The organism is Aristophania vespae (assembly GCF_009906835.1).
Classification (GTDB): Bacteria; Pseudomonadota; Alphaproteobacteria; order Acetobacterales; family Acetobacteraceae; genus Aristophania; species Aristophania vespae.
In genome coordinates this window covers 671,374-692,791 of the sequence record NZ_CP047652.1, presented here as the reverse complement: position 1 = coordinate 692,791, position 21,418 = coordinate 671,374, and the positions used below count along the sequence as shown (strand labels likewise).

At 43.2% G+C, this 21,418-nt stretch carries 17 protein-coding genes and 1 pseudogene; 7 read left to right on the top strand and 11 right to left on the bottom strand.

Translation table 11 applies throughout. The features are described from left to right. Positions 1-59: 59 nt before the first annotated feature. From GT348_RS03110 to GT348_RS03080, 7 genes and pseudogenes are all read right to left on the bottom strand, one after another. Positions 60-857, bottom strand: a complete 798-nt coding sequence (locus GT348_RS03110) for an ABC transporter ATP-binding protein (protein WP_160618467.1) — start codon at positions 855-857, stop codon at positions 60-62. Continuing rightward, a pseudogene (locus GT348_RS03105) lies at positions 857-1,872 on the bottom strand (FecCD family ABC transporter permease). The gene GT348_RS03110 and the pseudogene GT348_RS03105 overlap by 1 nt, the downstream one beginning before the upstream one ends. A 70-nt stretch (positions 1,873-1,942) precedes the next feature. Next, positions 1,943-3,073, bottom strand: a complete 1,131-nt coding sequence (locus GT348_RS03100; RefSeq protein ID WP_236646568.1) for an ABC transporter substrate-binding protein — start codon at positions 3,071-3,073, stop codon at positions 1,943-1,945. 139 nt (positions 3,074-3,212) lie between these two features. Then, complete coding sequence (locus GT348_RS03095) at positions 3,213-3,785, bottom strand: Smr/MutS family protein (RefSeq protein WP_236646567.1); 573 nt, start codon at positions 3,783-3,785, stop codon at positions 3,213-3,215. Then, entirely contained in the window at positions 3,786-4,607 is an 822-nt protein-coding gene (locus tag GT348_RS03090; protein WP_160618466.1) for a DNA-methyltransferase, read from the bottom strand. It abuts the gene before it with no gap. Next, complete coding sequence (gene mltA, locus GT348_RS03085) at positions 4,604-5,791, bottom strand: murein transglycosylase A (protein WP_160618465.1); 1,188 nt, start codon at positions 5,789-5,791, stop codon at positions 4,604-4,606. Before mltA ends, GT348_RS03090 begins: the two co-directional genes overlap by 4 nt. Positions 5,792-5,825: 34 nt before the next feature. Continuing rightward, positions 5,826-6,539, bottom strand: a complete 714-nt coding sequence (locus tag GT348_RS03080) for a Tim44/TimA family putative adaptor protein (protein ID WP_160618464.1) — start codon at positions 6,537-6,539, stop codon at positions 5,826-5,828. 212 nt (positions 6,540-6,751) lie between these two features. On the opposite strand from GT348_RS03080, the gene secB reads away from it, so the two are divergent. Further along, positions 6,752-7,294 (top strand): protein-export chaperone SecB, encoded by a 543-nt coding sequence (gene secB, locus GT348_RS03075; RefSeq protein ID WP_160618463.1) that lies wholly within the window; start codon positions 6,752-6,754, stop codon positions 7,292-7,294. A gap of 25 nt (positions 7,295-7,319) precedes the next feature. Here secB and GT348_RS03070 read toward each other — a convergent pair whose 3' ends face one another. Together GT348_RS03070 and hemC are read right to left on the bottom strand one after the other, a co-directional pair. Next, entirely contained in the window at positions 7,320-8,000 is a 681-nt protein-coding gene (locus GT348_RS03070) for a uroporphyrinogen-III synthase (protein WP_160618462.1), read from the bottom strand. 1 nt (position 8,001) lies between these two features. Further along, positions 8,002-9,048: a hydroxymethylbilane synthase gene (gene hemC, locus GT348_RS03065; RefSeq protein ID WP_160618461.1), complete on the bottom strand. Its 1,047-nt coding sequence runs from the start codon at positions 9,046-9,048 to the stop codon at positions 8,002-8,004. A gap of 69 nt (positions 9,049-9,117) precedes the next feature. On the opposite strand from hemC, the gene tsaD reads away from it, so the two are divergent. The 6 genes from tsaD to GT348_RS03035 all read left to right on the top strand — a co-directional run bounded on the left by tsaD (position 9,118) and on the right by GT348_RS03035 (position 19,071). Further along, entirely contained in the window at positions 9,118-10,233 is a 1,116-nt protein-coding gene (gene tsaD / locus GT348_RS03060; protein WP_408865152.1) for a tRNA (adenosine(37)-N6)-threonylcarbamoyltransferase complex transferase subunit TsaD, read from the top strand. Next, a complete protein-coding gene (locus tag GT348_RS03055; protein WP_160618459.1) occupies positions 10,230-11,207 on the top strand; it encodes an NAD(P)H-dependent glycerol-3-phosphate dehydrogenase in 978 nt (325 codons plus the stop codon). The genes tsaD and GT348_RS03055 overlap by 4 nt, the downstream gene beginning before the upstream one ends. An 86-nt stretch (positions 11,208-11,293) precedes the next feature. Further along, positions 11,294-11,785, top strand: coding sequence for a glutathione peroxidase (locus GT348_RS03050; RefSeq protein WP_160618458.1), 492 nt, complete (start codon positions 11,294-11,296; stop codon positions 11,783-11,785). A 33-nt stretch (positions 11,786-11,818) separates the two neighbouring features. Next, the gene (gene murJ, locus GT348_RS03045) at positions 11,819-13,375 is read left to right on the top strand and encodes a murein biosynthesis integral membrane protein MurJ (RefSeq protein WP_160618457.1); all 1,557 of its coding nucleotides are present in this window, start codon (positions 11,819-11,821) and stop codon (positions 13,373-13,375) included. A 206-nt stretch (positions 13,376-13,581) separates the two neighbouring features. Continuing rightward, positions 13,582-16,218, top strand: a complete 2,637-nt coding sequence (gene mutS, locus GT348_RS03040; protein ID WP_160619424.1) for a DNA mismatch repair protein MutS — start codon at positions 13,582-13,584, stop codon at positions 16,216-16,218. 96 nt (positions 16,219-16,314) lie between these two features. After that, positions 16,315-19,071 (top strand): [protein-PII] uridylyltransferase, encoded by a 2,757-nt coding sequence (locus GT348_RS03035; protein ID WP_160618456.1) that lies wholly within the window; start codon positions 16,315-16,317, stop codon positions 19,069-19,071. On the opposite strand, the gene GT348_RS09670 is transcribed toward GT348_RS03035, so the two are convergent. Next, positions 19,043-19,945 (bottom strand): TonB-dependent receptor, encoded by a 903-nt coding sequence (locus GT348_RS09670; RefSeq protein WP_369692629.1) that lies wholly within the window; start codon positions 19,943-19,945, stop codon positions 19,043-19,045. The genes GT348_RS03035 and GT348_RS09670 overlap by 29 nt on opposite strands. Beyond that, a complete protein-coding gene (locus GT348_RS09665; RefSeq protein WP_369692624.1) occupies positions 19,882-21,261 on the bottom strand; it encodes a TonB-dependent receptor in 1,380 nt (459 codons plus the stop codon). Before GT348_RS09665 ends, GT348_RS09670 begins: the two co-directional genes overlap by 64 nt. Between the last annotated feature and the right edge of the window lie 157 nt (positions 21,262-21,418).

The following is a 21,418-nucleotide window of genomic DNA, read 5'->3' as shown; positions in this document are numbered from 1 at the left end:
AAAAAAGGCCCTTTTTTCATACGAAAATGGGCCTTTCTACTATTTTCAGCAAAAATATTTTAAACAACCTCATCTACCAAAATATGCAAATTATTGCGTGAGCACATTTCGATCCGTGCCTTAACGCCGTAAATATCTGCCAAAATCTTGGGGGTTGTTACTGTCTTTACACCACCTTGCGCAATGAGTTTCCCTTCTTTGACATAAACCACATCAGATGCCCTTTGCAGTGCGATATTGAGGTCATGCACGACAATAAGTGTCACTAAGTTACGCATTTCTGTTTCATGACGAACCGCCTCCATAACAGCGATCTGGTAATGCAAATCCAGAGCACTTAAAGGCTCATCAAGTAACAAAAGAGAAGGTCTTCTTACCAGCGCCTGAGCAAGCCCAACAAGTTGGCGTTGTCCACCTGAAAGCTCATCCATGTAACGCAGAGCCAAAGCCGCTATTCCAAGTCGCTCTAAAATTGCAACACTTTCATCTAATGCCAATTCTGCTGAAACAGCATCCCCTGCCCTACGAGCCACCATAACAGCTTCTAAGACCTGTAAATGAACTGTAGGCGGTAATGTTTGCGGAAGATATGCACTGAGCTGTGCCCTCTTAGCCTGAGCTAAAGATGAAAGCTTATGCTCACCTAATGAAATTTTTCCATGTGACGGCGTTAAACCGGCAATAGCGCGTAATAATGTCGATTTTCCTGAACCATTAGGTCCCAAAATAGCGGTAATGCGACCTGCTCTAATAGGTGCCAATGTTAGATTATCAATAACTTGTCGTGTTCCGTACTTAACACTTAACTCTTCGACAGATAATGAACTCTCGCGTGTAGAATGAGCAGAGCCAGACATTAAATGCGCCTCCGCAATACAACGCCTAAGAAAAATGGAATGCCAACCAGAGCTGTAACAATACCAACAGGAATAACGACACCCTGAATTAAATTTTTAGCCGCAATGGAAGATAGTGACATAATGAGGCAGCCACATAAAGCAGCACCGGGAAGATAATAACGATGATCCTCACCTAAAAGCCGCCTTGCAATATGCGGGGCTACAAGACCAACGAAACCAATTGTTCCCACAAAAGAGACTGCCAAAGCAGACAGGATGCTAATGCGTAAAAGCGACATCATCCGCAAACGTTGGACGTTCACACCATAGCTCGCTGCACGATCTTCACCTAATCGCAAGGCTGTCATGGCTGAAGCTGATTTCCACGAAAAAGGAAGAACAATAGCGCACCCTACAGTCAGGACGAGAATTTTTCCCCAGTCAGCACGCGTTAAACTACCCATTGTCCAAAAAACGAGTTCCTGGAGTGAGTCCTCATCTGCAACAAATTGCATAAGCGCTACAAAAGCGTGGAACGTAAATACAAGCGCAATACCAAACAAAACCACTACAGATGTTGAGCAGGAGCGCGTACGAGACACCAGCTCTAATAATAAGGCTGATCCCACAGCAAATATAAATGCCTCAATGGGTATCATCCAGTTTTCTGGTACATAAGGAATGCGCCAATTTAACACTATGGCCAGTGAAGCCCCAAAAGCCGCCGCTGCTGAAACACCTAAGGTAAAGGGCTGGCAAGGGGGTTATCTAAAATGGTCTGCATTTCCGCACCAGAAATGCCTAATGAAAGCCCTACTAAGATCGCCATCAAAGCGTAAGGAAGTCTCAACTGCCATACAATGATGGACGCTGTACCATCAGAAGGATGGCATAATGCATGAATAAGCTGAGAAGGTGTTAGACCTGCTGGCCCTAACGAAAAGTCTAGCAACAGCGAGCCTAAAATAAGCACCAGTAATATGCTCAAAACCAAAATACGGTGTTTGACCAAGCCAGCATATGACTGTCTCATCCCTACAAGATGAGACAGCAATTTTTGCGTATGTTCAGGCGATAAATCAGCTTGTTCTGGATGCTGGTTTTTAGAGAGCATTTGTATCGATCCAGTAGGTACCACCAACTGGAAGGGCTGTGAAACGCTTTTGCATTTCACTCAGATCTGCATCAGGATTAAGAGATTTAAAGCGCTCGGGGTAGAACCATTTTGCCATGACTTCAACAGCTAAAATGTTAAAGGGATTGTCATAGTAAGAATGCCAAATTCCATAAGCTTTTTTATTTTTTACTGCCTGTAAATTGGCTAATTCTGGCGCTTTTAGCAACGATAAGAATGACTGACGTGCGATTTCAGGCGTAACCTGTGCGCCCATTTTCAAACCAGGTGCCGTAGCCCCGGGACCACGTGTCCCATCCAGAATTAACACATCAGGATTAAGTGAAATCAAGGCTTCGGCTGAAATATCACCCAAATAACCGGGTAGCATATTAGCTGCAACATTTTGACCACCAGCAGCTTCGATAAAGGACCCCATATTGCCTTTTCCTGCTGTATGACAGCATGTTTGGCGGGCACCTGCTAGCATGTTAATAAAAACACGTGGTCTTTCAGAAGCCGGAATATCTTTGACGATATTTTCAATTTGATTAAGACGATTTTCGTAAAAATCAGTGAACGCTTTGGCCTCGTTCTCCCGATCTAAAGCCTGACCAAGAATTGTCATGCTTTTAACTGTGTTTTTTATGGGATCTTTTCTGAAATCTACAAAAATAATCGGTATGTGAGCTGATTTAAGACGCCTTACAACATCGCTAGATTGCCCGGGACCATGACCTGTTGTTGTGAAAATGACAAGGTCAGGGTGTAGATCAAGGACTTTTTCGGGGCTAACCGTATCAGCAGAGCTGCGACCAATAACAGCAACCTTCCCAGCTTCAGGAAATTTTTTAAGCATTTGATCGTAATATTGAGTATCAGCAGAGCGAAATTCGCCCTGCCATCCCACTATGCGCTTAAATAAGTTTTCCCCCTCAAGAGGTTCTAAAGCATAAATTAGCCGCCCCTCCCCTAAGACGATACGCTTGGGATGGTCAGGCAAGGACACAACATGCCCTGTAATATCTGTTACGTTACGTGCTTGCGCTACATTTAAGGCACTAGCTCCCAAAAAACATGAAGCAATCGTAACCGCATGCAAAACAGATTTTAAAGACACAATGTGCTCCTAACATTTTTGCAAAAGAATCTCAGAATGATAATCATTCGCGTTATCTCTTTATAATGATACGGAAATTCCAAGCCAAGATAAAACTTCCTTTATTATTAGGCCCCTCATCATCTGAACTAAAGATTATTTAGCTGCGTTTTCTTCGCAAAAGTACACGAACAGCACCTTGATTACCTTTATGTGGATGAACCACAGCTAAAATATGAGGACGAATATCTTTTCTTTGTAGCCATAATGGTAATTCTCGCCTGATCATTCCCCCTCGCTCACCACTTCCCATGCCCGTCACGATTTCGACACAGCGCCAATGCAGTATTTTAGCCCTATGAATAAAAGAATTGAGATGGTCAAAAGCTTCCTGAACAGTATATCCATGCAAATCTAACTTCGCATCGACCGCTATTTTGCCCCGAGACAATTTGCGCCACTGAGTATTATCCAAGCCAGGAGCTCGGACTCCAACAAATAATTCATGATGTTTTGAGCGAAGCGTCGATATGGACGATGAAGCGGAATGAAGATTTAACGGTTTTACTTCTTGCAAAACTGTCTGAAAGTTTTCAATTTTGGGCTGAGAAGGTTTTTCTGGAAGACGCTTTTCAGGAAGATTCTTTTGAGATGCACAATGTAAGGGCATCACGTCTTGCATGACAGTACGCCACAATTTTAGTTCATCTTCTTTTAGAAATCTCTTGGCCACTCATGAAGCCTTTTGATCAAGCGTCACGAGCTCACGCAATCTTTCCCGCGCTATTTTGACGTAAGCTGTATCAGCTTCAATACCGATAGCTTGTAAACCCAATTTTTCCGCAGCAACGAGCGTTGTGCCTGTACCCATAAAAGGATCTAACACAGTTAAATCAGGACGCACACCATGAAGTTGCAAACATGTCAGAGGAAGAGATACTGGAAAAGTGCCAGGATGACTGAATTTTCCTTCCTTACTTCGCACTGTCTCATAAGGCAGAAACCATGTATCCCCGCGGCAGCGTTTATCCTGCTCATGCTGGCGACGATTAATATTACTTTTGTCTGTAAAAGGAACACCAGCTTCAACGCGCCGTAACGGAACATCTCCCATTTTTGTTAAATGAAAAATATGCTCATGATTCCGATTTAGATAACGCTTTGAATTTATGGGCTTAAAATGGCCATGAGTTACGTCTTTAACAGCAATAGATTTAACCCATGAAATATGATTTTGCAGAATAAAAAATTTTCGCAATCTGACAACAAGCTCAAATGGCAACCATGGTTGAGTGCTTGAGCCAGCAATATTTAAAAAGAAAGAGCCTTTATCGTTCAAAATACGATGTAGGAGAGAGCAAATCTCCTCCATCCACGATAAATACTCTTCTTCGCTTAAGCGATCTTTATAGCTACGATAACCAAGACCAATATTATAGGGAGGAGATGTAATAATTACATCTACACTCCCTTTGGCAAGCCGCTTTAACACGCGCCCTGAATCACCGCGTATGAGCTGGTGCTTTCCTACCGTCTCACGACGTGTACGGATCATTGAGCTGTAGAATCCGTGAAAACAGACCAATCTAATATTTCGGTAGAGGGATGAGGCAATAAGATTACCATGCGCCCATGATGACGCAGGGCCCCTGCTACAAATCTTGCCTGCTCTCCCCAACCAGTGAAAAGATCCGCCCGACCAACACCCTGGATATTTTTACCGACATCCTGTGCAAAGGTTAAATGCTGCCAAATTTCTGATGAGCCATCACTGCTTGGAAAGCCTGTCTCAACCCAGATAGGTGCAGCAAAAGGAACAATCTGACGGTCAATCGCCACTGACCTTCCTGGAGTCAATCCTACACCAAACGCACCTATCGGCCCTTCTTGTGCAGGGGTAGGAAGGGTTTTGAAGAAGATATAATTAGGGTTTTCTTCTAAAACACTCTTAATTTCACCTGGGTGAGCAGAAAGCCAGTCGCGAATAGACTCCATTGTCACATCTTCTTTGGCCATTGCACCCCGCTTAACGAGCACGCGCCCAATAGGGACATAAGGTTGTCCGTTACGCGCATCATAGCCTACTCTTATAACGTCACCATTAGGCAATAAAAGGCGGCCTGAACCCTGAATTTGCAGAAAGAACAAATCAACGGGGTCTTTAAGCCAGGCTATTTCTAGTCCCTTATTTTTCAGGGAGCCATTATCAATTTTGGCACGGTCGTCATAAGGTTTAAATTCTTTACCAACCCATCGCCCATAGACCGTGTCACCATTTGTTGCAGTGGCACGAATTAAATCAAGGGGGCGCCGATAAAGAGGCACATTAAATTTAGATGTCTTACGCCGTGAAGCACTAATTTGCGGCTCGTAATAGCCTGTATAAAGTGCCTCCTGGTTTACAAGATATGGCTGAAACCAGCTTTCGAAATATGCTTTAGCTTCTTCTTCAGTTACAGTCTGGTTTTTGGGCGCGGCAGAACATGCTCCGACCCAATCCCCACTTTTTAAACCATAAGGCAAAGAAGCCATGCCTCCTAAGGATGTTTCTTTAGGAAGTGAAGCTAATCTGCGACAATTTTTTAAAATAATGGGAAGTAAGGCTTTATAATCCTCATTTTCCCAGCCGGAGAGCTCATTATAGCTAACTGCCTTTAATAACCCATTATCACCTGTTCTTTGGGTTGTACAAGCAGCTATGAGAGGTAATAAAAAAGAAAGAAAAAGAAAACGCTTCATAAATATTACCAGAGTTCTGCCCCGTTTTTTAAAATTAGAAAATTGTTGCTGACGCAAGTTTCAATGTACCATTATGCTTTGAGCAAATAAGCCCCCACTGATCATGGAATTCGGTCAAAGCTTCCGTGCCTTCAATGATGGTTTTTTTATCATCTGCAACATAATTTATTTGCCAGGATGTAATGCGGATCTGAAACAGATAATCTTCTGACTCAGTCCCTTCATGGTTAGAAGGAATAATAGCAAGACTATTATATTCCAGCCGCTCAATCCTTTTGATTTCACAATGCGCCTGATAGCCGTGCTTCTGTCTATTTTCCAAAACAGCCTTAAAAGCGTCATAGGCCTCGGGCGTTAAACGAGACTGAAGGAAAGACTGATCTCCCTTAGCAAGAGCAGAAAGAACTTCACGAAAGAAAATTTCACTCTGACGTAAAAAACCTTCGGCTGAAAAATCTGAAACACCCATTTGCAGCGTCTTCAGCTCATGTGCCAAAGGTGTATTCTCGGCAGGTAAAGCGTAGTCCGTTTTTTCTTCTTCCGTAGCATTGTTTTGGGGCAAAGGCGGCGGCCGAAGGCGTGACTCTTTCTGATTTTCCTGCTGAGGCGATGGATGACGCACAACTGGTGCAGATTCTTGTTTCATACTTTGAGCTCCTATGCGGCGACCCAACACATAAAAAAGAATAGCCCCCATTAGCAGGGCTATAATAGCCAGTAAAACAATATCCCAAGGGAAGTTTGTCATCTTCGGTCCTAATATCTGGCCCTTAAGCACATTCTTAAGAGCCATACTGTAATGCATCGCCTTATAAATTAAGCTGACTACGATTTAATCTCAACCATTTCAGAAAAAATCTAAACGAAATGTAATAAAGAATACACAACTTGGCCAATTCTTTTATACATGCTAGGCCATAATCTGAGACTAAGACAATCATTGAGAAAGCGTTAAAACTTATGTCTACGCAAGATAACTCACCCTTATCAGAAAATACTACTGAATCAACACAAGAGACTGCTGCTCCGCCAGCTATGCCTCTATCAATTAATTTACAATATACCAAAGATCTTTCGTTTGAAGTTCCGCAAGGCGCCGCTACCTTTGCCACATTAAGAAGCGCACCGGAAGTTAACGTTAATATTGACGTTCAGGCTAATCGTCTTGAACAGGAACAGGCTGTTTTTGAAGTTGCACTTTCTATTCGTGCAGAAGCAACTGACCCGCAGGCAGCTGAAGATGGTAACAGCAAGCGTGTAGTCTTTATTGCTGAATTAACCTATGCAGCCATTGTCACACTTGATAATCCGCCCCAAGAACTGATTGAGCCTATTCTGCTCGTTGAAGTTCCTCGCCTACTTTTCCCCTTTGCCCGTGCGATTATCAGCGATGTAACGCGTGATGGCGGTTTCCCTCCCATCGTATTACAGCCAATTGATTTCGTGTCTCTTTGGCAGGCAAAACGCGCTCAAAACTTCCCAGAGCCAGCTGGCGAAGCTTAAGCTTTAAAATTTCTTATCCCTCTTTTCAGCTCTGAATAGAGGGATAAGTGGCAACTTCAATAGCAGCCCAAGACGCATAAAAAGCGGCTTTATCGGCTATCGCCTTTGAATAACAAATTGCCCTTACATTTTTTAAAGTCTCATGCAGCTCTTTTGGACATAAATTCATAAAAGCCGACAGAGTCTCCGCCGAGTAAAATAATATGGCTGCTACTTTTTGCTCTTTTAAAGCCAATTGAGCTTTTAAAGGCATAAGAGTAGCTCGTTCAACTTTATAGGCTATCATAGCTTGAGCCTGTAGAGACTCTGTTAGAGAGTCTCCATAATTTTGGCCTCGCCATCCTTGCCCACAAGCTAAAATAAGCTTTTTTCCAATAAGCCCTTTTTCCTTGCATAACTGTATAAGAGAAAGAGCATTCCCTTTAGCAGAGCAGACATTTCTAAAGCCCTGTTGTCGCGCTTTAAAAGCTGTTTTTTCTCCCACAGTCAGTAAAAATTGGTCTCGCGATTGCATCGCCAAAGCTGGCAAAGACTGGGCACTGGTGATGAGTAAAGCATCACAATCAATATTAGAAAAAGGCTGATTATGATGAATAATCAGAGATGGGCATGCAATAGCGTCCCATCCCCTATTTTCAAGCTCAGAAACTGACTCTGCTAAGCCAGGCTCAGGACGTGTCACTAAAATAGTGCGCTTTAGAACCATTTTAATCCCGTGTCATAGCGTCAAACACATGAGACGGTGTATCACGCCTAAGCTCTATGGCTAGTTCTCGTCCTAATTCTGCCGCCTCATGTAAAGCACCTTTTGTCTCACGTCGTAGTAAAAATGAACCATCTTCACTCGCAATTAAACCGATCATATGGAGTTCATTATTTTTAAGCTGGGCATAACCCCCGATGGGCGTGCGACATGAACCGTCTAACTCAGCAAGTAAAGCTCGCTCTGCCGTGGCTACAGCCCGTGCTTCAGGGTCTTCAATAGCAGAAAGCAGCTCTCTTAATTCTACGTTACTTTCCCTGATTGTTACCCCAACAATACCTTGCCCTGAGGCTGGAACCATAACTGAAGGCTCTAATATGACATCTGCACGGTCTTCCATGCCCAAACGCCGTAACCCTGCTAGAGCGAGTAATGTTGCATCACATTGCCCTGCATTCATTTTATCGAGTCTTGTTTGTACATTTCCTCTAATCAGACAAAATTTGAGGTCAGGACGCAGGTGAAGAAGCTGAGCCTGTCTTCTCACTGAGGCACAACCAATCTTGGCCCCCTTAGGAAGACACGATAAAGGATCGTCAGGATTAAAGGTAATTTTACGGTCTTTTAGAAGCAGAACATCACGGGCATCTTCACGTTTTAGCGTGCAGCCCAAAACGAGACCTTCAGGAAGGTTAGTTTCTAAATCTTTCAGACTATGGACAGCAAAATCAATTCCACCTTCTAAAAGACGCTCATGTATTTCTTTAGAAAAAAGTCCCTTACCACCAATATCAGCCAATCTAAGAGCGCTTCGATCACCAGAAGTATTAATTTGAAATTCCTGAAAGGCCCCCATATCCCTCAAAACAGGACAAAAACGGGTAAGGCGCGTTAAGAAATTACGCGTTTGCACAAGAGCTAAAGGAGACGCTCGCGTGCCAACACGTAAAGGTAAATGGCTAGATGTAGGAGGCGTGCGCGCGTGAGAACGCTTGACAGCCTCAGCCGCCACAGCCTGGAGAGATTTTGAGGATGACAATAAAGAATTCATAATTAATACATCTACCCGTTTACTTAGGGGCTGTCATGAGCGCGTAAAATTCGTCATAATATGCCCGTTATGAACGACCTTTCCAGCGTTACTCCTCTGTTAGCCATCGAAACTTCTTGTGACGATACAGCTTGTGCTATTTTAGATAGTGAAGGCACTATTTTGAGCCAGGCTGTTTTATCGCAAGAAAGCCACGCCGCTCTCGGTGGCGTTGTTCCTGAAATTGCCGCAAGAGCGCATTTAGAGGTTTTGCCTCAACTTGTCGATCTTACACTTCAGCGCGCGCAACTCTCTTTGCAAGATATTCGCTATTTTGCAGCAACGATTGGCCCCGGTTTAATTGGGGGTCTTATCGTTGGTAGCTCTTATGCAAAAGGACTAGCAATCGCTCAAAAAAAACCTTTTATTGGCATAAATCATATTGAAGGCCATATCCTAACCCCGCGCCTTCCTTATGCTTTAAAAAAGCAGGAGATCGAGTCGTTAACATTTCCTTACCTTGCCCTGCTCATGTCTGGAGGACATTGTCAGTGTTTGCTGATTGAAGACATTGGAGCCTATCGCCCTTTAGGGCGCACTATCGATGATGCCGCCGGCGAAGCATTTGATAAAGTCGCCAAAATGCTAGGGCTTGGGTGGCCAGGAGGCCCTGCTTTGGAAGCTCTAGCTCAAGAAGGTGACCCAAAATCATTTCCTTTACCCCGTCCCTTAAAAGGCCGTGAAGGATGCGATTTTTCTTTTTCAGGTTTAAAAACGGCTGTTGCCCGAATCATACAACCTTATGGCCAGCAAGCCCTGCCACGCCTTATAGCTGCCAATATCGCTGCCAGTTTTCAACAAGCCGTATCCGACATTATGGAAGACCGTATAGAGCACGCTTTGCAAATGGCTCCACCCGTTACAACTCTCGTCGTTGCTGGTGGTGTTGCTGCTAATAAAAAACTAAGAGCTACATTAAATGCTGTTGCATCCCGTCACAATATAGCATTTTCTGCTCCACCTCTCGCTTTATGCACTGATAATGCCGTTATGATTGGCTGGGCTGCATTAGAGCGTTTGCGACAAGGTGAACGTCCGCGGGATATTGCCCTCCCCCCCAGACCGCGCTGGCCCCTTTCTGAAAGAAAAGTGTTTTCTGCCAGTTTAGGGCAAAAAACCATAGCTGCTACTGAGGCAATGTTATGAGCAAATCTTTAAATATTGCCGTTATTGGTGCTGGTGCCTGGGGAATTGGTCTTGCCTGCACCTATAGCCGTATTGGAAATGTAACGTTATGGTCGCGCTCAGAGCCTGGTAAACTAGCAGAAACCGGACGCTTACCCCGCTTACCCGAAATTAAATTACCTGCATCGATTAACGTAACAACAACACTACCCCGTGAAGCTGATGTGGCGTTTTTGGTTGTCCCTACTCAAGCTCTTAGAACAATCAGCACAACTTTAAATGACATCTTACCTGCCTCTGTGCCGGTTATCGCCTGCTGTAAAGGCTTGGAAAAAGACACTGCTCTTTTTCCGCTTGAAATTATGGAACAAACAATGCCGCACCATCCTAAGGCGGTTTTGTCTGGTCCCAATTTTGCGATTGAAGTTGCAGAAGGACTACCAACAGCAGCCACCCTGGCTGCATCAAGCCGGCTTTTTGTGCAAGAAGCAGCACGAAAACTCACCACACCAAACTTGCGGCTTTATGCAAGCACTGACCCTATCGGCGTGCAGCTTGCCGGAGCCGCCAAAAATGTTATTGCCATAGGGGCTGGCATAACGATAGGTGCAAACTTAGGCGAAAATGCACGTGCAGCCCTTATTACCAGGGCACTAGCTGAGTTGGGGCGTTTAGTGGAGGCTATGGGAGGCCAGAGCAGGACAATTTATGGCCTAGCAGGTGTTGGAGATCTCATCCTGACATGCACTGGAGCAGGATCACGCAATTACAGTCTTGGCGTAGCTTTGGGCAAAGGGAATTCTCTTTCAGAGATATTGGCACAACGTAGCACCGTAGCAGAAGGCGCTCTTTCTGCAGCGACTATCTGCGATCTCGGTCCTCGCTACGGAGTCGAAACCCCTATCATGGATGCTGTTTATCGCCTTTTAAAAGGCGAATTAACGCCAGAACAGGCACGTGACGAGCTGCTTGATCGCCCTTCCCGATTAGAATAAGCAATTTAATTTATTTTTAATAATCAGAATTTTCATGAAAAGTTCTTTTTCTTTTTTAAAATCTATTTTTGCTTAGGGAGTGACTTATGACCAGAACGGTCTATGATTTTACGCTGCCCGCTCTTAATGGTGGTGAGATAAAATTATCTCACTGGAAAAACAGGCCAATTCTTCTTGTCAATACGGCGTCGAAATGCCGCTATACCGCCCAGTATGATGACCTGCAAATATTATGGGAAGACGTAAGTAAAAAGACTCCAAAAGGTCTTGTCATTATTGGGATTCCGAGCAGTGATTTTGGCAAACAGGAATTAGCAAGTTCAGAAGAAATATTTGGTTTTTGTGAAAAAAATTATGGCGTTACGTTCCCTCTTGCCGCAAAATCAAACGTAAAAGGAACAAAGGCAATCCCCCTTTTCCAGTGGTTAGCTCAAGAAGGTGGATATTTCTCATTACCACGCTGGAATTTTTACAAATATCTCTTTAACCGTGAAGGTCAGTTAGTAAAATGGTTCACTCCACTTACGAGCCCCAAATCCACACGGTTTCTTAAAGCTATTCAGCGTGTAACAGATTAAACTTTTTAACCCTTCTTTAAAAGAGATGCCCATTTGCTGCGTAACCTTCTCACTGTAGGTGGCTGGACAATGCTCTCGCGTTTGCTAGGGCTTGTACGAGACCAGCTTTTAGCGATTTTTCTTGGTGCAGGCCCTCTGCAAGATGCATATCAAATTGCATTTCGGCTTCCTAATATGTTTCGCCGCCTTTTGGGAGAAGGTGCTTTTAATGCCGCTTTTCTACCCCTTTTTGCAGCACGTTATGAGCAAAAAGGGGCCTCTAATGCCTTAAAGTTTGCTGGCCAAGCTTTAACCTGTTTACTTACTTTACTCGTGATTTTCGCAACAATTTGCGAGATTTTTATGCCCTGGGTCATTAGCTTTATCGCCCCAGGTTTTAAGCATGGCTCTTCAGAACGGTTTATGTTGGCCGTCTCTCTTACTCGCGTGACAATGCCTTATATGGTGTTTATTTGCGCAGCGGCCCTTATTGCCGGAATATTAAATGCACGGCGCCACTTTGGCGCAGCAGCTGCTGCTTATGTCACATTTAATATAGTGGGTATTAGCGCCATAATTTTTGGTGCCTATGTTACTCACAACGTTGCCTTAAGCAGCGCATGGGGAATTACTATTTCGGGTGTTGTCCAGTTAGGGGCGCTATGTTGGGCAGCAAAAAAATTTAATTTATTACCACATTTTGCTTTTCCGCATTTTACCCCTGACATTAAGATTCTTTTTAAAAGAATGATCCCCGGGCTTGTTGGTTCGGGTGTGACACAACTTAATCTTGCCATTGATACAATCATTGGAACATTGCTTCCTACAGGTTCAATCTCATGGCTTTATTTTGCTGACCGGGTTAATCAATTACCACTAGGTGTTTTGGGTAGCGCCTTAGGCACGACCCTACTCCCTTTGCTTACCAAGCATGTTGTCGCTAATGATAAGACAGGCATGCAGGCTAGCATAAATAAAGCCTTTGATTACGCCCTTATATTAATATTACCAGCTTCATTTGGGTTAATTGCACTAGCCCCCCTTATTATGGGAGGCTTATTTGGCTATGGGCACTTCACACAAAAAGACATCATTTATTCAGCCCAGTCTTTGCAAGCTTTTGCAATAGGTTTGCCTGCTTTTGTGCTTATTAAATTATTGGCCCCAGCCTTTTTTGCACAGGGCGATACAGCCACACCTGTTAAAATTGGCTTTGTGACATTAGCCTTGAATTTGATCCTAAATTTACTTCTTTACCGCCCACTTGCTCATATCGGCCCCCCACTTGCTAGTGCCCTGGCAGGATTTACCAATCTTGTTATCATGGGAATTATTTTATGGCGTAAAGACATATTGCTACTTACAATATATAATATTAAGCGTGTAGGAAAAATAAGTGCAGCCTGTATTATAATGGCGGTCACTATTCATTTGACTTATAAATTCACACTCTCAGGGGCTTTGACTTGGTCACCTGTTCCCAGAATTTTTTCACTTTTTATATTAATTATAGGCGGTGCCATCTTTTACGGAGTTTTACTCATTGGCTTTAAGTTACTTAATTTAAAAGACATTAAAGCTATTCTCAAAAGGCGTCTTTCTAAAAACTAATTGATGTTTATATGACCCTTAAACTAAAAAATGGGAATATGATTTTATAAAACCAAAATGGAAAACCATGCCCATCCTAGCTTTTTCACATATTATAATGACGCTTTTCTAAATTGATAAAACGTTAGAAATCCGTCTGTTTCATAGTTAAATTTATTACGTAGGTCTTTACTAGCATGTCTCTCAATAGTGCAGATTTTACTCCAATGCCCATTCCATCTCCAGAAAATGCAACACCCAGTATGGCGCAGTGGTTTGCACTAAAAGAACAGGAACCCGACGCCTTGCTTTTTTTGCGCGTCGGTGATTTTTACGAACTTTTTTTTGGCGATGCCCAAACGGCGTCAATGGCTCTTGATATTGTCCTGACAAGTCGCGGCACCCATAATGACAAACCTATTCCTATGTGTGGAGTACCTGCCAATACGGTGCAGGTTTATATAGCCCGTCTTATCAAAAGAGGTTTCCGCGTTGCTGTTGCTGAGCAAACAGAGAAACCAACAAAAGGGCAAAAAGGCCCCTTAAGACGAGAAATTGTCCGTATAGTTTCGCCCGGCACACTGATTGAAGATGAACTTCTTGAAGCGGGAAGAGCTAATATTCTTTTATGCGCTATCGATATTGGTAAAAAAAATAATCCTGTTATTGGTGCAGCCTGGATCGATATTTCAACAGGCACAATAGAGACAGTCTCTGCCACTCTTTCCAGCCTGAGCGAACTTCTTGCCCGCCTGGATCCTTCAGAAATTTTGGCACAACCTAACTTGATTCCAGAGGATTATCATAAACGCCTTACTCCACCCCCTCGTCGGCTTACAGCTGGAGACACGGAGCAAATTCTTTCAGAAGCTTATAAAATATCACATATAAGCGCGTTGGGAGATTTTCCTGATGAACAAATTACCGCCTGCGCAACTCTTATTCATTACGTAAAACGTAGCCAGGCTGGGCGCTTACCTCGATTAAGCCGACCTCTACAAGAAGGCTTAAAAAATATTATGGGTATTGACCCTGCAACGCGGCAAAGTTTGGAAATTTTACAATCGCGTGATGGCGGCTCTGAGCATACACTTTTTAATAGCGTCAACCAAACCCTCACTGCCGCAGGTATGCGGCTTTTAGCGCGTCAGCTTTCTGCGCCAAGTAGTAATCTGGAAGTTATACAGAAACGACAAAATGGCTGGTTTTGGTTGCAAAAACACCCTGAGTTGACTGAAGCTTTTTGTAATATCCTTAAGCACACGCCCGATTGCGCACGAGCTTTGGGCCGTATTTCAAGCAAACGAACCCTGCCGCGTGACCTAGCTACTGTACGTGATACGCTCAGAGCAGCCGAAAGCATTACGGAACTTTTAACATCTTATAAAGCTAAGGGGTTACCGCCTTATATCGCTTCTATTGCTTCAACGCTTTATGGACGTGCTGATACATTACTAAACAGATTGATTGGTGCATTATCGACTGAACTTCCTTCCAAAATTGAAGATGGTGGCGTTATAGCTCCAGGCTTTGACTTGGAATTAGATAAATTAAGAGAGTTACGTGATGGAGGGCGCCGTAAATTAGCTCAGCTTCAAGTACAGCTGGCCGAAAAATATGGAGTTCCTAATTTAAAAGTTAAATATCACAATCAGCTTGGCTACGTTATTGAAGTGACAGTCGCAGCCTCTGGTAAATTGAAAAATCAAAGTGAATTTACGTTCCGCCAGGGTACAGCTAATTTAGCGCGCTTTTCTTCAGAAGAACTGTCAAAGCTTGATCAGGAAATTTCGGAGGCAGGAGAAAAAGCTGCTCTTCTAGAGCGTCATCTTTTTGACGATTTATGCGACCATATTATTTCAACACCAGCCCTTGATGAAGTAGCCGTAGCTTTAGCAAAACTGGATGTATTGTTATGCTGCACAAAATTATATAATTCTGGCACATGGTGTTGCCCCAAACTGTCAAATGGCAAAGAGTTTTCTCTTAAAGCGTGCCGTCATCCTGTCGTAGAAGACGCTTTGAAGCAGAAATCATCCCCAAAAGTTAGATTTATACCAAATGACTGCAATCTTCCCCCTGAAAAGCATATCGCTTTGCTTACAGGGCCTAATATGGCAGGAAAATCTACTTTTTTACGCCAAACCGCTTTGGCAGTAATTTTAGCTCAGGCGGGACTACCTGTTCCCGCAGAATCTGCTGAAATTGGATTAGTAGATCGGCTTTTCTCACGCGTCGGTGCTGCCGATGATTTAGCAAGAGGACGTTCAACCTTTATGGTTGAAATGACTGAAACAGCTGCTATTTTGAACCAGGCTGGCCCCTATTCTTTGGTCGTTGTAGATGAAATCGGTCGTGGTACATCTACTTTAGATGGCCTGGCCATTGCATGGGCTACGTTAGAAACTTTACACTCACAACTGCAATCTCGCACAATTTTTGCAACACATTTTCACGAATTAGGCCATTTAGTGGGTCGATTGCCAAAACTGGCTGCCTACACCATGGCTGTGCGTGAATGGGAAGGGAAAGTAATTTTTCAGCATGAGGTTAAAACAGGATTAGCCGGCAAAAGTTGGGGTTTACATGTGGCAAAACTTGCAGGTATACCTAAAACTGTTCTGGGTAGAGCGCAAAAAATTCTTGCTCAGCTGGAAAAAGACCAAACAAAACTGGGACAGGATACACCCGAAGCTCTGCCTCTTTTTGGCGATCTAGCCAATAATAGGGCAGCAGAAACATCTCCTCAGTTTAAAGAGCTGGAACAAAGCCTGACCCTACTTGAACCCGACTCTCTGACCCCGCGCCAGGCTCATGAAATACTCTACCGGTTAAAAGATTTGGCTAAAAAAACTTTTTCCTGATCTCCTATCTTGAACTTGATAGATATTAGCGCGAAGTTCTTAATAGCTAAGTTAGTGTTTTATTTTTTATAACTCTATTATTAGGCACTGCTCCATATGCCCCTGTCCCCGCCTAAAACTTCTGATGTTTTTTCAGCAACAGAACCATATAAGTGCCACCGTAACGAGGCTGTCACTCTTATAAGGCGGGACTTAGGGCAAAGGCGTGAGCAGATACGTCAGCAATTTGAAGATAGAGCATTTTCAGGTGTAACTGCTGGTCGCTCTTTAGCAACCGCTATGGATGAAACACTGATTCGCCTGGCAAAATATGCTGGTATCGAAGATGAAGCCTTTAAGGAAAGTTTTTGTCTTTGCGCTACTGGGAATTATGGAGCCGGTCTCCTAGCGCCTTTTAGCGATGTCGATCTCCTCTTTATTACTAATAATGACCCATCATCTACGCTTTTAAAACAGATAGAATATATTCTTTATAGCTTATGGGACTTGGGCTTAAAGGTTGGACATGCCACACATTCCATTAAGGGGTGCATTTTAAGCGCTCAGCATGACCAGACGATATGCACTACATTGCTCTATCTTCGTCCGCTTTATGGTGATTTTTCATTAGCGTCAAAATTGCGCTCTGAAATACAAAATTATCTTACTGGTCGGTATTTAACGGAATTTATAGAAGCAAAAATCAGGGAAAGAGAAATCCGCCACCAACGTTATGGTGAGACACCATATCTGGTTGAGCCCAACCTAAAGGAAGGGCGCGGTGGGTTACGTGACCTGCAAGTACTCAACTGGATTAGTCGTGCCAGTTTGGGTGTTTTGATCCCTGAACATGACCCTATTGATCGCGAATTTGAGTTAGCACCAAGCTGCATTCTTTTAGGACTTTTATCACCTCGTAAAAGCTACCGTGCACAAAAAGTGTGGAACTTTTTATGGACAGTACGATTCCATCTTCATTATGTCACTGGTCGAGGAGAAGAACGTCTTACCTTTGATGTTCAGCCTATTATAGGCGCACGGATGGGCTATGCAGCTCACGGGAACCAAAAAGGCGTAGAGCGATTTATGCGCCACTATTTTTTAATGGCTCGCATAGTCTTACGCTTGGGGCGCGTGCTGCAACCTGCCATCATGCTTCATGTTCTGAACCAGCAAAATGGAACACCCCCTCTTATTGAAGAAGGGCCAGAAGGATTTTTCCTCATTAATGGGCGACTGGCTTTTAATAACAAATTTCCGTCTCCCAAACATAAAGAACTTTTTCAAATTCTTGATTGTGCAAGACGCACACAAATCGAATTACATCCTTCAGCTATTCAGCATTTAATTAATAATGAACGCTATGCCGCAATTTTACGCGGTGACCCAGAAATTACTGAAATTTTTCTTAATCTTTTATGCGACCCTGCTTATGAAAATTTGGCACAAAGGTTACCTAATGCTGTTGAACGGCCCTTTATCCTCCCCTTATTTAACGAAACCGGCCTGCTAGGGCGTTTTTTGCCTTACTGGTCTCGCATTGTGGGACGGACACAATTTGACAGCTATCATATTTACACTGTGGACGAACATAGTATTGAGTCTGTACGTATCCTCCGCCAAATCGAAGCAGGAAAAATGGCGGACGAAATCCCTCTCGCCTACAGCCTGGTACAAAATCTCCAAGCCAGACAAGAGCTGTACCTTGCTGTTTTATTTCATGATATAGGCAAAGGATTTGGTGGAGATCACGCCAGTGCGGGGGCTGACATAGCCATGCAGATTTGCACCCAGCTTGGCCTCAGCCAAGAAGATAGTGATACTGTTTCGTGGCTTTTACTACACCATCTTTTGCTCTCACACACAGCTTTTACACGTGATATTGATGACCCCAATATCATTTTAGATTTAGCTGATATTATCCAGTCGCCTGAAAGATTACGTCTTTTACTGCTTCTTACAATTGCAGATATACGCGCCGTAAGCCCCAGAGCCTGGAATGCCTGGAAAGCAACACTTTTACACAGACTTTACTCTAGAATATCAGATGTTCTTGATGGTGGCTTAAAGGCAAGAGAAGACGATAATCGTGTTAATGAAATAAAAAAACCTCTCATTCCTTTAATGAGCGCAACTTTAGATGAGGCTGAAATTCATAAATTCATGTCTCTGGGGCGCCCAAGCTACTGGCTAAGCTTTGATCAAGACACCCTCATAAGGCATGCCCATTTAATAAGTAGCTCTAATGGTGATAACGATATTACGATCGATATTTTACCATTACCCAGTCGTGACATCACTGAACTTACGATTTATTGCCCGGATCAGGACGGTCTTTTTTCCAAAATTGCTGGGGCCCTAGCTTTGTGTGGTGCAACAATCTCTGATGCCCGCATCCATACATTTTCTAATAATATGGTTTTGGATACATTTTGGGTTCAGGACAGTCATGACGAAGCTTTTGAGGAAAACTCGCAAATTGAGCGTCTGCACCAGACAATTCACGATGTACTCACTCAAAATATCAAGCTAGAAGAGGCATTATCACATGCTACCCTGCCTGAAACACGGCGTATGGGGGCTTTTTACATTCCTTCTCGTGTCATATTTGATAATAATGCGTCAGAACGTTTTACGATTATGGAAGTCAATGGCAGAGACCGGCCTGCTCTTTTGCATGACATCACATCTGTGTTGCATAAAGAAAACGCTTTGATTTCGTCAGCTCATATCGCAACCTATGGATTAAGAGCTGTGGATGTTTTTTATATTTGCGATAAAGAAGGACGTAAATTTACTCAAGAGGCCGATCAAAAGCGTTTACGATCGGCCTTATTAACGGTTCTTAAAGATCAGCCGTTACAGAAAACTTAAAGGTTCGTGGCAGCCCTTCTGTAAGGTAACCTCCATAGGCTGAGGCCCAATAACGCGTATTGGCAAGATTTTCGACACCAAGGCGCAAAGTCATAGGATGTTTTTCCAGCAAAAATGTATAGCGGCTGCCAACATCAAAACTGGTCCAGTTAGAAACGCGCGCTTTATTTGCATTATCAGCATATTGATGGCCTGTATGCGTAACGCGCCCTGTTAAAGTTAAACCCTGAACATGGGGTATGTCATATTCAATATTGCCATTAATTGTATAGCCGGCAACGCCTATTGCCTTATTACCATCATATTTGCCATTGGCTGTACGTCTTTGCACGGCATCTGTAATAGCAGTACCCCCGTTAAATCTCAGTCCTTTTATAATTTGGCCATTAAAATTAAATTCTAGCCCTTGGTTACGCTGACGGCCATTTGTTGTGAAGATATTCTGCCCTGTATCGCCATAAGGTTGAGCATAGGCATTTGGTTGTGACATTCTAAAAAAGGCTAATGACGCCGTTAAAGTGCCGAGATCATATTTACCACCAATTTCATATTGCACCGTGCGGTAAGGTGCAAACATTTGCCCGACATTAACCACATTTCCCGAAGCTTGCGGACCTGGAGCAATACCTTCTATACGATTAAAATAAAGTGATGAATGGCGTGTTGTATGAACCACTAATCCTACAACAGGCGTAATTGCATTACGGTCATAATGTTGGTCACGCAATCCACTATTATAATCATAACTATTAGTCATGATATTTTGAAACCTGAAACCACCTGTGAGCGCAACATAGCCGTTTAAAAACGTCATAGTGTCTGAGAAATAAAGACTATAAAGACGTTCGGTTGACTTCTTTTTAGGGTTATTAATATTTCCCCCAACAAAATTATGATCTGGCCGAGGAACATAATGAGGGTCATAAATATTACTAGGACTGGAACTCCCCATAGACCATGCTGTGGCAACTTCCTCCATAAAGCAGAACCACCTAGATTAACTTCATGCTTTACAGGGCCAGTATTAAAATGAGCGCGCATACCACCACGCGTACTTTCATTTGTTTGAACATAGGGCACATACATTACACCTGTTGTGCCGGCCCCGGTTTCGGGATTAGTAAGCGTAAAGGTTGAGTAATCCCCTGCCTCATCACCCCCTAATCCACCGAACGCTCCATAGAGCATGATATTATCAGTCAAATCATGCTCAATATTAAGCATACCTGAAATATAATTTAGCTCATTATAAGTCCAAGGTTGACCAAAATTGTGAGAAGGCTTTACGGGGCGTGGCACATGCGTACTGCCTGCGGCCATCATGACTGAAGGACGCCCCCATTTCACACCTTGATTTTGATAATTCATATCAAGGTTAATGCGTGTTTTATCATCATGCCAATCTGTATCGAAACTCACAATTGTTGAGTGACGGCGCTCATGATCTATTGAAGTCTGACCTGAAAGACCTGCAACATTAAGGCGCATCCCGAAAGCTTTATGCTCTCCAAAACGCTGCCCTATATCGATACTCCCTCCTCCAATACCAGTACCAGTATAGTCACCCGTAATACGCGCAATTGGCGTTGCTTCGGCATGTTTATATTGCAAATTGATTGTGCCCCCTATGGAAGTACCACCAGGAGCAGCACCATTTAAAAACGCACTAGCTCCATTCAAAAGCTGGATTTGACCATAAGGTTGAGGAGAAACAAGCTGGCGCGGCGCTATACCATAAAGGCCATTAATAGCAACATCATCACCGTAAACGGGAAAGCCGCGAATGATAAAAAGTTCTGAAAAATTGCCATAACCATAAGTCGTTCGCACTGCCGGATCATTTTGCAGTACCTGACCTAATGTTTGTGATTGCTGATTAACAACCAAGCTCGATGTATAACTTTTAATATTAAAAGGGACATCCAAAGCTTTTTTGTTGCCTAACACCCCTAATTGACCAGAGGAGCGAACTTCCATTTGCTCTTGCTTACGAGCATGAACAATAATTCTATCTTCTGGCTTAATTGCAGGCTCTTCTTTGGTTTTCCTGGCATCAATTTTTGTTTCATCAGCCAGAGTGGGCTTGGCATAAGATATAGCCGTGAAAGCACACATACTGCTTCCAACTAAAAGTGACAAAAAGAAAAAAGCACTATGTTTTTTCACAGGGACTAACAAAAGCATGGACATATTTTACTTAAACTCAGCTAGATAAACCGTCAGGCTTTCCTATTGATATTGAGAATTAATTGCAACTTTAAAATGGGAAATTAATGATTTATTTAAAATTTCGTTTCACCCATTAAAAAAAATTATCAAATTTTATTTATAAGAAATAAGATAGATA

Excerpts from the sequence above, each read along its gene's own strand:
- GT348_RS03110 (WP_160618467.1), bottom strand. The coding sequence starts at position 857 with ATGTCTGGCTCTGCTCATTCTACACGCGAGAGTTCATTATCTGTCGAA.
- GT348_RS03090 (WP_160618466.1), bottom strand. The coding sequence starts at position 4,607 with ATGATCCGTACACGTCGTGAGACGGTAGGAAAGCACCAGCTCATACGC.
- mltA (WP_160618465.1), bottom strand. The coding sequence starts at position 5,791 with ATGAAGCGTTTTCTTTTTCTTTCTTTTTTATTACCTCTCATAGCTGCT.
- GT348_RS03080 (WP_160618464.1), bottom strand. The coding sequence starts at position 6,539 with ATGACAAACTTCCCTTGGGATATTGTTTTACTGGCTATTATAGCCCTG.
- secB (WP_160618463.1), top strand. The coding sequence starts at position 6,752 with ATGTCTACGCAAGATAACTCACCCTTATCAGAAAATACTACTGAATCA.
- GT348_RS03070 (WP_160618462.1), bottom strand. The coding sequence starts at position 8,000 with ATGGTTCTAAAGCGCACTATTTTAGTGACACGTCCTGAGCCTGGCTTA.
- hemC (WP_160618461.1), bottom strand. The coding sequence starts at position 9,048 with ATGAATTCTTTATTGTCATCCTCAAAATCTCTCCAGGCTGTGGCGGCT.
- tsaD (WP_408865152.1), top strand. The coding sequence starts at position 9,118 with ATGAACGACCTTTCCAGCGTTACTCCTCTGTTAGCCATCGAAACTTCT.
- GT348_RS03055 (WP_160618459.1), top strand. The coding sequence starts at position 10,230 with ATGAGCAAATCTTTAAATATTGCCGTTATTGGTGCTGGTGCCTGGGGA.
- GT348_RS03050 (WP_160618458.1), top strand. The coding sequence starts at position 11,294 with ATGACCAGAACGGTCTATGATTTTACGCTGCCCGCTCTTAATGGTGGT.
- mutS (WP_160619424.1), top strand. The coding sequence starts at position 13,582 with ATGCCCATTCCATCTCCAGAAAATGCAACACCCAGTATGGCGCAGTGG.
- GT348_RS03035 (WP_160618456.1), top strand. The coding sequence starts at position 16,315 with ATGCCCCTGTCCCCGCCTAAAACTTCTGATGTTTTTTCAGCAACAGAA.
- GT348_RS09665 (WP_369692624.1), bottom strand. The coding sequence starts at position 21,261 with ATGTCCATGCTTTTGTTAGTCCCTGTGAAAAAACATAGTGCTTTTTTC.